We start from the raw sequence: 13,828 nt of genomic DNA on the forward strand, positions 1-13,828 counted from the left end.
GTCGGCGTGGACGTTTTCGAGCATCGGGGCAGGGCCGTCGTCTACGACCGCGTTGGCAGCGGGTCCGCGATCGTGTTCCTGCACAACGCCGGAACGCAACGCCGGATCTGGGACGACCAGGTCGCCGCACTGCGCGACGAGCACGAAGTCTTCGCGCTCGATCTGCCCGGCTACGGGCAATCCGACCAGCCCGCCACGGGCTACCGCCTCACCGATTACGTCGACATGCTCGCGGCGTTCCTGGACGCCCACGGGCGCACCGACGTGGTGCTGATCGGCAACTGCCTCGGCAGCGCCACCTCGCTGCGCTACACCATGGGTCATCCGGAGCGGGTGCGCGCGCTCGTGCTGATCAATCCGCTCACCCTGGACACGGTCGGTTCGGGACAATCGGCGGGCTTGGCCTGGCTCGACGCGCGGCTGCCGCTGGCGCCGCTGGCCCGCCGGATCAGTCTGCCGGACCCGGTGGTCTCGCTGATCGTCGGCAACCAGCTCGGCCCCCGCGGGCGAGACCGGAACATCCGGCACGAGCCGCGCGTGCGGGCGCATTGGACGGATCGGGGCAGGCTGCTGGCCCTGCACGGCTTGGTGCAGGATTTCCCGTCCTACCGCGCGCTGGACACGTTCGATCCGCCTGCCGGCTTCCCGCCGATCTGCACGATCTGGGGGCGGCGCAATCGCATTCTGTCGGCGAAGGCGGGCGGGCGGCTCAACCACAGGCTGCGCCCACACACGGCGGTGGAGCTAGCCGACTGTGGTCATCTCCCGATGGTGGAGGCCCCGGAGCGGGTGACTTCGATCATCACCGGCTTCCTCGCCGATACCGGCGCGCGGGAGCGGGCGGGCTAGCGCTGAGCCGCGCTCAGAGCGGAGCCGCGGTCGGGCAGAGTTCGGCGAAACTGTCGGAGTGCACGCCGCATCCGGCGCATTCGAACACCATGCCGATATCAAGCATCCAATGGATGCGGGTATGGCAGGTCTCGCAGAGGAAATCCACACCCGCCGGGTGGCAGCAGGACCGTTTACGGATGAACCATTCCGCGCGATGGCGACACGGGACGGAGTCGAAGCGGAACGTGCACCTCGGCGCAGCGGGCAGCTCGGCGACAACGGCTTCGAAAGCCGTTGTGGCCGTATAGGTGTTCACAGCGGATACCTTCCAGCGGAGCAGGGCGGGAGGCGGGAGCGTGAGCCGCGGCGCCTTTCCCCCTGAATCGATCTCTCTCGATTAGCTGTTACCCGGATGAGGCGGCCTTCACACGGCGGCGGACCGGCTTGTTTGGTGACGAAGCGGGCGGGAATCCGATTCGTGACTACATCAAGGGAAGGGGTTCTGTCATGTTGTTGCGCCGACTCGCCCGGCCGCTACTGGCCACCGCGTTCGTAGTAGACGGGGTCGATACGCTGCGGCGCCCGGATGAGCGGGTCAAGGCCGCGAACGCACTGCTCGAACGGGGGCACCGGCAGCTGCCCGAAGAAATAGCCACAAAATTGCCGTCCAATCCGACGACGGTCGTCCAGGTCAACGCCCTCGCTCAGGTGAGCGGCGGCGTGCTGCTGGCGCTGGGCAAGGCGCCACGACTGGCCGCCTTGGTGCTCGCGGCGACCGTCGTGCCCGCGGCGGTCACCGAGCAGGATTTCTGGAACGAGCAGGATCCGGCCCGCAAATCGGCGAAGCGGACCGCGTTCCTCAAGGACCTCGGTCTCCTAGGCGGGCTGATGATCACCGCGGCCGACACCGAGGGCAAGCCGTCGCTGGGCTGGCGCGGCCGCCGGGCCGCCCGCGACGCCGCCGCCGCGGTCACCGCCGCACTGCCGTTCGGCGCTACCTCCGATACCGCCACCGGCGCGGCATTGCGCAAGCAGGCGCAGGAGGCCGCGGAACGGGCGCGCGCGCTCGGAGCGGCGGCGGCGAGCAAGGGCGCGGAACTCGCCGAGACGGCTCAGCGTCACGGCCCGGGATGGGCGGAGGCGGCCAAGGAACACGGCAGTGAGCTGGCCGGTACCGCCAAGGAACACGGGTCGGAGTGGGCCGAGGTCGCCAAAGAGCGGGGCGCCGACTGGGCGGAGGTCGCCAAAGAACGGGGCGCCGACTGGGCGGAGGTCGCCAAAGAACGGGGCGCCGACTGGGCGGAGGTCGCCAAGGAGCGCGGCGCGGAGTGGGCGGAGATCGCCAAAGAGCGGGGCGCTGAGTTCGCGGAGATCGCCAAGGAACGGAGCGCCCATCTCGCGGATCTGGCCAAACAGCGCGGGGCCGAGTGGGCGGAGGTCGCCAAGGAGCGCGGACCGGAGATCGCCGACGCCGCCCGGGAACGCAGCGCGCACACGGCGCAGCTGGCTCGCGAACGGGGCGTCCGGAAAGCGCAGGCGGCCCGCGAGGCGATCGAGTCGCGGCGCCACTGAGGCTGCGGACGAGCAGGGCGGGCGCCTCGCCTCGGGGCGCACCGCCCACGCGTCGGCGACCCCTCTCCGGCCGCGCCGGTCAGGCGGTTTCGTCGTAACCGGGCGCTAGGCCGACGAGGGCGCACCCGATGGAATCGGCCGCTCAGCCCCGCCGCCGCCAGGAAGGTGACCGGTGAGAGGTCGAGCACGAGTGTGGCCGCGGGGCGCAGGCAGGCGCCCGCCAGCTCCGCGCGAAACCGGGGCGCCGTCGCGGCATCGATCTCGCCCTCGACCATCAGCAGGATGACGTCGCGGCGCGGGCGGCACACCGAAAAACGAAGCGGGTCAGTCCATTCGGCGTGTCGGGACATGCGCTGACTCCTGGCCGGAAGCTGGCACTGCACAGACTTTGCGCTTCCAGTGAAGCATGGTGCGCGAGGTCTGTACAGGAGCGCCACGGCGCGAACTGTGTTCGCGGACTACGCTTTCCGGTCAGGCGCTCGGACCCTAGGACGTACTCGCGCTTCCGCCGCAGGAGATGGTGACGGCCTCCCCGTTGAAGTGGCGGCCGTGCTCGGAGACCAGCAGCAGCACCGCCTCGGCCACCTCGGCGGGCTGGATCAGATCGCCGTTGGGCGGGCCGGATTCGATGATCGCCATCCAGTCCTCCTTGGTGGGATTCTCCTTGTCCGGCATCATGAGCCGCCAGGTGGCGGGGTTCTGGATCATGTCGGTGTCCACCCCGGACGGCAGCAGGGCGTTCACCGTGATGCCGTACTCCGCCACCTCCAGGGACAGCGACTTCACCAAGCCCAGCACGCCCCATTTGCTCGCGGCGTAGTGCGCCGCGTTGCGCACGCCCATCTTCGCCACGATGGACGAGGTGGCCACCACTCGACCCCACCGACGCTCGATCATGTGCGGCACGACCGCGCGGAAACTGTGGAACACGCCGGTCAGGTTGGTGTCGATCATGTCCTGCCACAACTGCTCGTCCATCTCCGCGACGGGCGAGTTGGAGGCGATGCCCGCGTTGGCGATCAGGATGTCGATGCGGTCGAATTCCTCCAGCGCGCGCTCGGCGACCGTCCGCATCTGTTCCAGGCTGCGCACGTCGGCCCGCACCGCGACGCAGCGGCGGCCGGTGCGCTCGACCAAGGCGGCGGTCTCGGCCAGATCGTCGGGAGTACTCAGCTCGTAGGGAAGGCCGGACAAGGGTGCGGCGATGTCACACACCACGATGTCCGCGCCCGCGTTCGCCAGCGCGAGGGCGTGCGCGCGCCCCTGTCCGCGGGCGCCGCCGGTGATCACCGCCACCCGATCGTCGAGATGCCCCATCACTGGCCCTTCATCGGTCGGTACCTGCTTCGGCCGCCACCCATCGTGTCATGGGTGGACGGCGTGGGCTCCCGATTTTCGGCAGGCCGGGCCACCGTCGAGCGATTTCCCGCCGATGGGAACGAGCGGCGGGCGCGTCCGCGCGTGGCCACCGGTGTGCGCAGCGCCACGTCCGCGACCTGCGCCGACGAGATGGTTTGCCGAAATCTCCAGGGACAGTGGAACAATGGGTGCGGTCTCGGCGCCGGAGCGGGCACGGCCACGGCGCGCACGAACCGACCCGACTGCGGCACGGAGACAACATGCAACCTTTCCGACCCGGTCCAGCGACCAACTGGGTGCGATGTACGCTGCGCCCCGGAACGATTTCGCCCGTGCCTACCCATCGTTCCTGGCACGGTCGGCGCATCCACAGTGGTTCCAGGGGGCCCGATGACCGATTGTGAGTACCTTCCCGTGAATCTCGACCGACAGCTCGACACCGAACCGACCGAGCACGACAGCACCCTGGCCGCCCGGCTGACCAGCCCGCGGCTGCGCAAGCTGCTGCACACAGCCATCGGCCTCTCCGAGGATTCCGTGGATCTGCTGACGACCATGACCACGCGCCTGCGTGCCGCCGAGGGCATGATCCTGCGCGACCCGCTCGACGACTGCTGACACCCGGGCGGGCGTGACGGGGCCCCGGCGGCCCCGCCGCGGCCGTCCGAGGTGGTTGCCGAACCGGCAACGATATTTGCCGATACGTCCGGTCCGGTGGATGGTGGGACGCATGAGTGCGACACACCACCACCGGGACGGGACCACGTCGACGACGGTCGAGTTCTGGGAGTCCTTCTACCAGGAACGCGAGCAGATCTGGTCGGGACGGCCGAACTTCCTGCTGGTGCGGGAGATCGAAGCGGTCGCCCCGGGTACGGCACTGGACCTGGGCTGCGCCGAGGGCGCCGACGCGATCTGGCTGGCCGAGCGCGGCTGGCGGGTGACGGCGGTGGACGTCTCGGAGACCGCGCTGGCCCGCGCCAGGGCACAAGCGGCGCGACAGCAGTTGGCCGGCGAAATCAATTGGCAGCGGCACGATCTCGACCACACCTTCCCGTCCGGGCGCTACGACCTCGTCACGGCGCAGTATCTGCACTCACCGGCGGCCCAGGACGGTGAACGGACGCGAATCCTGCGCCGGGCCGCGGAGGCGGTGGCGCCCGGCGGGCTGCTGCTGATCGTCGGGCACGCGGAGTGGCCCAGCTGGGTGCTGGAACCGCCCGCCGACGTGCACTTCCCGACCACCGCCGAGGTGCGCGCCGACCTCGCGCTCGACCCGGCCGAATGGCAGGTGGAAGTGGAGGACGTGGTCGAGCGCGAGCACGCGGGCCCGGAGGGGCAGCCGGGCACGCGGAAAGACAACATCCTGCGAATTCGCCGCCGCTGACCCGAGCCGGAAACCCGCTCGGCGCCGTCGGCCCGCACAGCGCACTCCCAGGTTTGCCCCAGGTTGCGGGCAGACAGCCTTCCTAGCCTTCGAAGTGAGGTTCACACGGAAGGAAGGCGAACATCATGGCGTCGATTACGAGCGTCCCGCCGGGCGTGGAGGCCGTCGCGAGACCCGTCGGCGCCCATCGCGCCTCCACCCACGAGCGATCCTGGGCGGATCGCGCGTTCTTCGGGCCCGCGACCCAATCGCGGTGGGCGCGCCCGGCGCTGTTCGCGCTGCTGCTCGCGACCGCGGTGCTGTATTTCTGGAATCTGACGGTCTCCGGATGGGCGAACGAGTATTACGCCGCGGCGGCGCAGGCGGGGACGCAGAGCTGGAAGGCGCTGCTGTTCGGCGCGCACGACGCGGGGAACGCGATCACGGTGGACAAGCCGCCCGCGTCGCTGTGGGTGATGGGGCTGTCGGGGCGGTTGTTCGGATTCGGCTCGTGGTCGCTGCTGGCGCCCCAGGCCTTGATGGGCGTCGGCTCGGTGGCCCTGCTGTATGGCGCGGTGCGACGGTGGAGCGGCCCCGGCGCGGGCCTGCTGGCCGGTGCGGCGTTGGCGGCCACTCCGGTGGCCGCGTTGATGTTCCGCTTCGACAACCCCGACGCCCTGCTGACGTTGCTGCTGGTCGCGGCGGCCTACTGCACGGTGCGGGCGATCGACTCGCACGGGCTGCGCTGGCGTTCGGCGAGTACCGGCTGGCTCGCCCTGGCCGGTGCGGTCATCGGTTTCGCGTTCCTGACCAAGATGATGCAGGCGTTCCTGGTCCTGCCCGCGCTGGGGCTGGTGTTCCTGGTCGCCGCGGCGGGAGGCTTCTGGGCCCGGATCGTCAAATTGATCACCGCGTGCGCGGCCATGGTGGTCGCGGGCGGATGGTATGTGCTGCTGGTCGAGCTGTGGCCCGCGGATTCGCGCCCCTACATCGGCGGGTCGACCGACAACAGCCTGTGGGAACTGGCGCTCGGCTACAACGGGATGGGCCGACTGCTGGGCGGCAGTGGCAATCCGAGCGGGGGCTCGGGCGGCCCCGGAGGCGGCGGCATGGGCGGCGCGTTCGGCGGCGACACCGGACTGGCCCGGCTGTTCAGCGGCAGCATGGGCACCGAGGTGTCCTGGTTGCTCCCCGCGGCGCTGATCGGCCTGGTCGCCGGACTGTGGCTGAGCCGCCGCGCACCGCGCACCGATCGGCTGCGGGCGGCGATGATCCTCTGGGGCGGGTGGCTGCTCGGCACCGGCCTGGTATTCAGCTACATGAGCGGCATCATCCACCCGTACTACACGGTGGCCTTGGCGCCGGGCATCGCCGGTGTCGCCGGAATCGCGGTGACACAGTTGTGGCGGCGGCGCGGGCACGTGGCGGCCAGGATGACGTTGGCGCTGCTGTCGGCGGTCACCGGCGTCTGGGCCTTCGTCCTGCTGGACCGCACGCCGGACTGGTTGCCCTGGCTGCACTGGACGGTGCTGATCTCGACCGCGCTCGCGGCGATGGGCCTGTTGGTGGGCGCGCACCGGTCGCGTGGGATCGCCGTGACGATCGCGGCGGCCGCGTTGCTCGGCGGGTTCGCCGGATCCACGGCCTACGCGGTCGAGACGGTCACGCACGCGCACAGCGGCGGCATCCCCACCTCCGGGCCCGCGCAGGCGAGTTCGATGGGCGTGCCCGGCGGAGGCGCAGGAGCGGATGGTCCGCCCGCCGACGGCCGCACCGGCGCGACGGACGGCACCGATCTGCCGACCGGAGACGCGGCTCCCAGCGGCAGCGAGCTGCCGACCGGCGACATGCCCGCCGCCGACGGCGGACGGTCGACCGGCGACTCGACTCCCGCGAGCGGCGCGGGCGGGCCGAGCGGAAACGCGGGTAACGCGGAGCTGGACGCCCTGCTGGAGAACACCGACAGCCGGTGGTCGGCGGCGAGCATCGGCTCCGGTACCGCGTCGAGCCTGGAATTGCGCACGGGCACGTCGGTGATCGCGATCGGCGGCTTCAGCGGTGGCGACGACGCGCCGACGTTGGCGCAGTTTCAGCAGTACGTGGCCGATGGCGAGGTGCACTACTTCGTCGCGCAGGGTCAGGGCATGCGCCCCGGCTCCAGCGGGGAGAAGTCGGCGGCGGACGAGATCACCGAGTGGGTGAAGGCGCACTTCACCGCGAAGACGGTCGGCAACATCACCGTCTACGACCTGACCGCACCCACCGGCAGCTGATCGCCCGGATCCCGACCGCAGGAGTATCGCCGCAGCGTAGGGTGCGCGATACTCCTGCGGCATGTTCGGCGGCAGCGCCTCGAACATCGCCGCCGACGGCCCTTCGAGTTCGCCCGGCACCGGAAACCGCCGGAGCGGCCGACGCGGATCGCACCGGCGAGGGCGCGCCGAGGCGTATAGCGAGCCCATGTTCAGTTCGCCGGTCCGACGATCGACACGAACCAGGGGGCCGCAACCCAGGGCACGCACCGTCGCAGACAGTGATGATCTGCGGTTTGCGGCGCACAGCATGCCGATCGGCAAAGACCCCTCGCTGACGCCCACCGCCTCGCTTGCCGCCGACGAGCGAGGTCACCCGATCGGACACCAGCCCCACCAGGCATGATGGACGCGGACGGCGGCGAACAGCGCGCCGGGCCGGTGGCGCGCTCCCAGGAAACACCCAGCTTGCTCGCAGGTTGCTCCGTGCCTGCGAGGCAATCATGGACTCATGACCGGCACCGAACCCGAAGCCCGCGTCCTCATCGTGGACGACGAACCGATGATCATCGAACTGCTCGCCGTGAGCTTGCGGTTCCAAGGGTTCGAGGTGGCCACCGCCCTCAGCGGCACCGAGGCGCTGGATCGGGTGCGCGGATTCCGGCCGGACGCGGTGATCGTGGACGTGATGATGCCCGGCATGGACGGGTTCGGGATGCTGCGGCGGCTGCGCGCCGACGGGGTGACCGCGCCCGTGCTGTTCCTGACCGCCCGCGACGACGTCGACGACAAGCTCACCGGACTCACCCTCGGTGCGGACGACTACGTGACCAAGCCGTTCAGCCTGGAGGAGGTCATCGCGCGACTGCGAGTCATCCTGCGCCGCAGCGGAATACAGTCCGCTGTCGAAGGCGTCAACCGGATGACGGTGGGCGATCTGGTGCTCGACGACGACAGTCACGAGGTGTGGAAGGCGGGTGCGCCGGTGTCGCTGTCGCCGACCGAGTTCACCCTGCTGCGCTACTTCATGGTCAACGCGGGCAAGGTGCTGAGCAAGCCGAAGATCCTGGACCACGTCTGGCGCTACGACTTCGGCGGTGACGCGGGCGTGGTCGAGTCGTATGTGTCGTATCTGCGGCGCAAGGTCGACACCACCGAACCGAAACTGCTGCACACGCTGCGCGGCGTCGGTTACGTGCTGCGTGAACCCCAGGTGAGCCGGAGGTGAGCGTACGAACGGAACTCGCGCGGCGGATATCGGCGGTCCCGCTGCGGGTCGGGCTGGTGATCGTGCTGCTGCTGCTGACCGCGGCGGCGCTGTTCGCGTCGGGTGCGGCGGTGACCTCGGCGCTGAGCCGATCGCTGACCCAGCGCACCGACGAACAGCTCTACGACGCGGCGCGGTCCTGGGCGCAGCCGCGTCCGATGCGGCAGGTGACCACCCCCGACGGTCGCACGCAATGGATTCCGGCTGATCTCCCGGCCGCGCCGGTGCAGCCGAGATCGGTGGGCGAGCAGCCGCGCCGGTTCTTCGAACTGCGCACGGGAGCCGACGGCCAGGTGTATCCGGACCCGCCCGGCGGCAACAGCGCCGCGGGGGTCCCGGATCTGGGCGGCTCGAGCGCCCAGACGCCGAGAACGGTGGATTCCTCGGACGATTCGTCGGTGCGCTGGCGGGTGCTGACCACGACCAACGAATACGGTTCCACCACCATCGGCCTGCCGCTGACCGACAACCAGGAGACGGTCTCGCGGCTGATCTTCTTCGAGGTCGGCACGGGGGCAGCGGCTCTGCTGGCCCTGGGCGCCGTCGGCTACCTGGTGATCCGGCGCAGCCTGCGGCCGCTGCGCGAGGTGGAGCAGACGGCGGCGGCGATCGCGAGCGGCGACCTGCACCGACGGGTGCCGGTGCGGGGCGTCGACACCGAAGTCGACCATCTGGCGCGGTCCCTGAACGAGATGCTCGCGCAGATCCAGCACGGCGTTGCCGCGACCGAGGCCTCCGAGGAAGCCGCCCGCCGCTCGGAGGCGCGGATGCGCCGCTTCGTCGCCGACGCCAGCCACGAACTGCGCACGCCGCTGACCACGATTCGTGGTTTCGCCGAGCTGTACCGGCAGGGCGCCAGCACCGACGCGGTAATGGTGGTCGGCCGGATCGAGGCCGAGGCCGAGCGCATGGGTGTGCTCGTCGAAGATCTGCTGCTGCTGGCGCGGCTGGACGAGAAGCGCCCGCTGGAGCGCAGACCCGTCGACCTGCTCGCGCTCGCCGGTGACGCCGTGCACAACGCGCGGGCCATCGCCGCCCGCCAGAAGCCGTCGCCCGACGCGCCGGACCGCCCGATCACCCTGGTGATCAGCGAGGGCGAGGGAACCATGGACGTCGTCGGCGACGAGGCGCGCCTGCGCCAAGTCCTGGGCAACCTGCTCGGCAACGCCCTCACCCACACCCCGCGCGAAGCGGCGATCACGGTGCGGCTCACGGCCGCGCCCGATCGCGTCCGCATCGACGTGATCGACACCGGCCCCGGCCTGTCGCCCGACGCCGCCGCGCGGGTATTCGAACGCTTCTACCGCGCGGACGCCTCACGCACCCGCACCAGCGGCGGCACCGGCCTCGGCCTGTCCATCGTCCAGGCGCTGGTAACCGCCCACGGTGGACGCGTCTCGGTCGACAGCGAACCGGGCCGCGGGGCGACCTTCACCGTGGTGTTGCCCCGTGAACCCGCCGATACGCGGCCCACAGGAGAGTGGGCTCGATCCGGGTAGCACGGGTCCCTCGGCGCGATCACAACCGGAACCCGCGCCGTGCCGATGCGCGGCGCCGCCGAGTCACCGATCGCGCCGACTGGTGGATCGCCTGGTTCGGCGGTGCGCATCGGATCGCCGATGGCGAAGAAGGCGGCCGCTCAGCGCGGCGCGGGTAGGAAGATGTCGTCGAGCGGGGCCCCGGAGCCGGGGGTGGCACCTTCTTCGGCGAACCATTCCCAGTGCATCACGCGGGCGAGGATCGGGGTGGGCAGGCGCAGGAGCACTTTCGCGATGGTGGCGAAGCGACTGGAGCCCTCGGCGATCGAGCGGTGGGCGGCCAGAGCGGTTCTGCGTTGCGCCGCGTGGGCGGCGACGTCGATGCGATGGGTGATCGCCGAGCGCGGACTGAACAGCGAGGCGAGAACCGAAGGGTCATAACGAAAGGGGACCCGCAATCGCTCCAGCGAACGAACGAGACGCGTGTAACCCTCGCGCGGCAAGGTGGCGTCCAGGACTCGCGACACGCCGGCGAGTTCTGCCGCGCGCTTGCCCACCTGGTGCACGCGGACGTGGTCGCGATGTCCGTATCCGCCGTTGCGGTCGTAGCTGAGCAGAATTTCGGCGTGCTCCTCGCGCAGGATCGCGGCCAACCGCCCCGCCGCCTCCTCCGGATCCGCGCGGGCGAATCGCATCCGGTCCGGCGGGTCGGCGTACAGCACCGCGCCGTGTCCGCTGTCGGCGTAGCCGAGGTGCACCACCCGGTGCACGCCGAGGGTGGCGGCGCTGGCCGCCAACTCGCCGAGGCGCAACGGCTTGCGGCCATCCAGATCCGCCATGTGGCCATCGGTGGCCACCACGATCACCGTCCGGTGCCCGGCGGCGGACAGCTTGGCCAGGGTCCCGCCGGTCAGCAGGGTCTCGTCGTCCGGGTGCGCGTGGAATGCCACAACGGTCGCCATCGCACCAGTGTGCCAAAGGCATTCACGAGAGATCCTCGGCCAGCCGGGTCGCGCCGACGAGCATATAGCCGCCGGTCAGGGCGACCATGGCCACCGCGGCCGGGCGCGGGGCGTCACTGCGCAGGAGGCGCACCCCGCCGTGCGTGGTGTCCAGGATGTCCACCAGCAACGCCAGACGCTGCCAGCGTGGCAGTTCCTCGGCGGGCGCGGTCAGATACCCCAGGCCCAGCGCGATCGCCCGTGCGCCGAAGATCCGGGTCATGTAGTCGAGTTCGGGCGTAGGGCGTACGCCGAGCGCCTTGGTCAACGTCCGTGGCGCCACGAGCGCGGCCGACCCCAGCGCGACCCGTCCGAGCGCCAGGCCGCGCAGCGCACCGGCCAGTGGGGAGCGGGTTTTCCGCATGCTGTTCGTCACCATGTCCCGAGCCTCGCCCATAACGCCGATCAGGTCGATTACCTGCGAGGTAATCGACCTGACGACGGTAGGGGCGAAGGACTCATGGCAGCGGAACCCACCGCCGCCTTCGCCACCTTGGACTTCAACACCTTCATACTTCTCCTCGATCCGGCCCGTCGGGCTCCCGGCCGAACTTCGACCGCGCAGACAATCCTCGGTGCGCGATCTCGAGACACCCCGATACTGCGCTGGGAACCTCCTGGCAACCCGAATCTGCTCCTACAGCGAACTCCCAGCTTCGAGAACGCTCCGGCTCCGGGCGTTCGCCACGGTCTACCCTGAGGTCTTCCGCGAGCCACTGACCAGGAGAGGACAGCCGTGCAGCTTCTCGTCACCGGCGGCGCCGGTTACATCGGCAGCGTCGTCGCCCACCAACTCGTCGCCGCGGGCCACGAAGTGGAGATTCTCGACGACCTGTCCACCGGCTTCCCGGAGAACCTTCCGGCGCGCGCGGCATTTCACCAGCTGCCGGTTCACCGTGTCGCCGACGTGCTCACCCCCGCGTCCGGCTTCGACGGCGTGCTGCACTTCGCGGCCAAGATCGAAGTCGCCGAATCGGTCGCGAACCCCGAAAAGTACTGGTGGAACAACATCGAAGGCTCGCTCGCCTTGCTGCGCGCCATACGCGCCGCAGGCACCCCGCGACTCATCTTCTCCAGCACCGGCTCGATGTACACCGGCGACGGGAGCACACCTTTCGACGAGAACGCCGAAGTGCGTCCGGCCAATCCGTACGCGGCGACCAAGGCGACCGTGGACATGATGATCGCGGGCGAGTGCGGCGCGAGCGAACTCGGCGCCGCGTCGCTGCGTTACTTCAACGCCTCCGGCGCCGTCGTCACGCACGACGCGCGGCTGGGCGAGCGGCACGACCCGGAGTCGCACTTGATCCCGATCCTGCTGCAAGCCGCGGCGGGACAACGTGATTCGTTCACGCTCTACGGCACCGACCATCCGACGCCGGACGGCACATGCATCCGCGACTACGTGCACGTGGCCGACCTCGCCGCCGCTCATCTGCTGGCGCTGGAGGCCATCCGCCCCGGCGAATACGACGTGTACAACCTCGGCAACGGCAGCGGCTACTCCAATCGGCAGGTGCTCGACACGGTGCGGGAGGTCACCGGACGCGACTTCCCGGTCCACTACGGCCCACGCAGGCCGGGCGATCCCGCCGTCTGCGTGGCGGCGAGCGGCAAGGCGGGCACCCGGCTCGGCTGGAAGCCACAGCGACCGGATCTGGCCGACATCGTCTCCGACGCATGGCACTTCCACCGGTCGGTGTACGGCGACTGATCGACCGAGCAACGTTTCGGCGTATTTCCGCGAAGTCCCGGGCAACCTCCATTCGCGCGCCCGGGCATCGCGAGTCGATCAGAGAATGAGCAGAATCAGCGCCTTCTGCAGCGTGTCCACGATGCGGCCGATGGTGATCGCGATTTCGACGGTGCCCACGACAGGCCCCTTTCCTCGGACATGGCAAATCCTCGACACATCAATTCAAGCGCGCGCGAACGCGATTCGCCAAGCTCGCGCCGGGTCTCGTTCGGGCGGATCGGGGAGGTTCATCCACGGCGCCCCGCTCTTCGAATCATCTGTGTCGCGCGATCGGTCGCGACAGCGGGGCGGATCAGCGCACCGCACACGCATTTCGATCCATCGACAGGAGCACAGGTGACGTCGTCGCAACCGTTGGTCCGGGAGGACTCGCACGACTGTTCTCGGCATGCGGCCGATACGGTCGGGCAAGCCGCGGCGGTACTCGGCATGCTCCATCGAATCCCCGCCGACCACGCGGAGGTCTCCGCGCGCCTTGCGCTGCTCGCCGAGCGCAGTGCCGACATCGCGTGCGAACTGCTCGGCGAGTCGGCAGGCCGGTGCGCGCTCGGCCGGGCGCTGCACGGCGTCGTCATCCATCTCCGGACGACGGCCGAGCTCGCCGACCGGCACCGCGTGACAGTGCTCGCCGACGAACTCGTCGAGGTCATCGGCATAGTGCAGGAGTGCGGGCAGAACACGGCCCGATCCCTCACGGCGCCGCTGGATTCCGTGTGGGCGGCGCACTACCGCGCCGAGGTCCTGCGACTGGCCGACGACGCCGACGACGCTTTCCGCCGCCTGTTCGCGCGGTGGTACTTCGACACCGACGACCTGACGACAGTGGCCGGTATGCGGGAGGTCGGCGACGAACTGGAGAACGTGATGCGAGCCTTCGAGTCGGTCGCCGATGCCGCGGTGGCCGCGGACCGGCCGGGTGAGCCACTCAGGTGACCGTTCGCGGCCA

General features: G+C 70.1%; 12 protein-coding genes and 1 pseudogene. 9 read left to right on the forward strand and 4 right to left on the reverse strand.

Annotated elements, in window-relative coordinates; genetic code table 11:
• The first annotated feature begins 6 nt into the window (after positions 1-6).
• Together NG1_RS26650 and NG1_RS26655 are read left to right on the forward strand one after the other, a co-directional pair.
• On the forward strand, positions 7-849 hold the full coding sequence (locus NG1_RS26650) for an alpha/beta fold hydrolase (protein WP_062975259.1): 843 nt from the start codon (positions 7-9) through the stop codon (positions 847-849).
• A gap of 489 nt (positions 850-1,338) precedes the next feature.
• The gene (locus NG1_RS26655; protein WP_062975262.1) at positions 1,339-2,403 is read left to right on the forward strand and encodes a DoxX family protein; all 1,065 of its coding nucleotides are present in this window, start codon (positions 1,339-1,341) and stop codon (positions 2,401-2,403) included.
• A 152-nt stretch (positions 2,404-2,555) separates the two neighbouring features.
• Here NG1_RS26655 and NG1_RS39090 read toward each other — a convergent pair.
• Positions 2,556-2,753 (reverse strand): annotated as a pseudogene (locus NG1_RS39090) (STAS domain-containing protein); the annotation flags it as partial.
• A 136-nt stretch (positions 2,754-2,889) separates the two neighbouring features.
• Positions 2,890-3,720: a mycofactocin-coupled SDR family oxidoreductase gene (locus NG1_RS26660; RefSeq protein ID WP_062975264.1), complete on the reverse strand. Its 831-nt coding sequence runs from the start codon at positions 3,718-3,720 to the stop codon at positions 2,890-2,892.
• 432 nt (positions 3,721-4,152) lie between these two features.
• On the opposite strand from NG1_RS26660, the gene NG1_RS26665 reads away from it, so the two are divergent.
• The 5 genes from NG1_RS26665 to NG1_RS26685 all read left to right on the forward strand — a co-directional run bounded on the left by NG1_RS26665 (position 4,153) and on the right by NG1_RS26685 (position 10,146).
• Positions 4,153-4,380: a hypothetical protein gene (locus NG1_RS26665; protein WP_157114249.1), complete on the forward strand. Its 228-nt coding sequence runs from the start codon at positions 4,153-4,155 to the stop codon at positions 4,378-4,380.
• A 112-nt stretch (positions 4,381-4,492) separates the two neighbouring features.
• Positions 4,493-5,149, forward strand: a complete 657-nt coding sequence (locus NG1_RS26670) for a class I SAM-dependent methyltransferase (RefSeq protein ID WP_062975267.1) — start codon at positions 4,493-4,495, stop codon at positions 5,147-5,149.
• A 125-nt stretch (positions 5,150-5,274) separates the two neighbouring features.
• Complete coding sequence (locus NG1_RS26675) at positions 5,275-7,401, forward strand: ArnT family glycosyltransferase (RefSeq protein WP_084499209.1); 2,127 nt, start codon at positions 5,275-5,277, stop codon at positions 7,399-7,401.
• Between the two features lie 490 nt (positions 7,402-7,891).
• Positions 7,892-8,608 (forward strand): response regulator transcription factor, encoded by a 717-nt coding sequence (locus tag NG1_RS26680; protein WP_062975273.1) that lies wholly within the window; start codon positions 7,892-7,894, stop codon positions 8,606-8,608.
• Complete coding sequence (locus NG1_RS26685) at positions 8,605-10,146, forward strand: sensor histidine kinase (RefSeq protein WP_062975275.1); 1,542 nt, start codon at positions 8,605-8,607, stop codon at positions 10,144-10,146. Before NG1_RS26680 ends, NG1_RS26685 begins: the two co-directional genes overlap by 4 nt.
• A gap of 140 nt (positions 10,147-10,286) precedes the next feature.
• Here NG1_RS26685 and NG1_RS26690 read toward each other — a convergent pair whose 3' ends face one another.
• Entirely contained in the window at positions 10,287-11,087 is an 801-nt protein-coding gene (locus NG1_RS26690; RefSeq protein WP_062975277.1) for a PIG-L deacetylase family protein, read from the reverse strand.
• 22 nt (positions 11,088-11,109) lie between these two features.
• Positions 11,110-11,505, reverse strand: coding sequence for a hypothetical protein (locus tag NG1_RS26695; protein WP_245660067.1), 396 nt, complete (start codon positions 11,503-11,505; stop codon positions 11,110-11,112).
• Between the two features lie 357 nt (positions 11,506-11,862).
• Here NG1_RS26695 and galE point away from each other — a divergent pair, with 357 nt between their 5' ends.
• A complete protein-coding gene (gene galE, locus NG1_RS26700; RefSeq protein WP_062975279.1) occupies positions 11,863-12,840 on the forward strand; it encodes a UDP-glucose 4-epimerase GalE in 978 nt (325 codons plus the stop codon).
• A gap of 378 nt (positions 12,841-13,218) precedes the next feature.
• Positions 13,219-13,815 (forward strand): hypothetical protein, encoded by a 597-nt coding sequence (locus NG1_RS26705; protein ID WP_062975281.1) that lies wholly within the window; start codon positions 13,219-13,221, stop codon positions 13,813-13,815.
• Positions 13,816-13,828: the final 13 nt, after the last annotated feature.

This window comes from Nocardia gamkensis NBRC 108242 (assembly GCF_001612985.1).
GTDB lineage: Bacteria > Actinomycetota > Actinomycetes > Mycobacteriales > Mycobacteriaceae > Nocardia > Nocardia gamkensis.

What these genes read in the sequence shown, in the direction of transcription:
- NG1_RS26655 (WP_062975262.1), top strand. Translation starts at nt 1,339, where the DNA reads ATGTTGTTGCGCCGACTCGCCCGGCCGCTACTGGCCACCGCGTTCGTA.
- NG1_RS26660 (WP_062975264.1), bottom strand. Translation starts at nt 3,720, where the DNA reads ATGGGGCATCTCGACGATCGGGTGGCGGTGATCACCGGCGGCGCCCGC.
- NG1_RS26665 (WP_157114249.1), top strand. Translation starts at nt 4,153, where the DNA reads ATGACCGATTGTGAGTACCTTCCCGTGAATCTCGACCGACAGCTCGAC.
- NG1_RS26670 (WP_062975267.1), top strand. Translation starts at nt 4,493, where the DNA reads ATGAGTGCGACACACCACCACCGGGACGGGACCACGTCGACGACGGTC.
- NG1_RS26675 (WP_084499209.1), top strand. Translation starts at nt 5,275, where the DNA reads ATGGCGTCGATTACGAGCGTCCCGCCGGGCGTGGAGGCCGTCGCGAGA.
- NG1_RS26680 (WP_062975273.1), top strand. Translation starts at nt 7,892, where the DNA reads ATGACCGGCACCGAACCCGAAGCCCGCGTCCTCATCGTGGACGACGAA.
- NG1_RS26690 (WP_062975277.1), bottom strand. Translation starts at nt 11,087, where the DNA reads ATGGCGACCGTTGTGGCATTCCACGCGCACCCGGACGACGAGACCCTG.
- NG1_RS26695 (WP_245660067.1), bottom strand. Translation starts at nt 11,505, where the DNA reads ATGGTGACGAACAGCATGCGGAAAACCCGCTCCCCACTGGCCGGTGCG.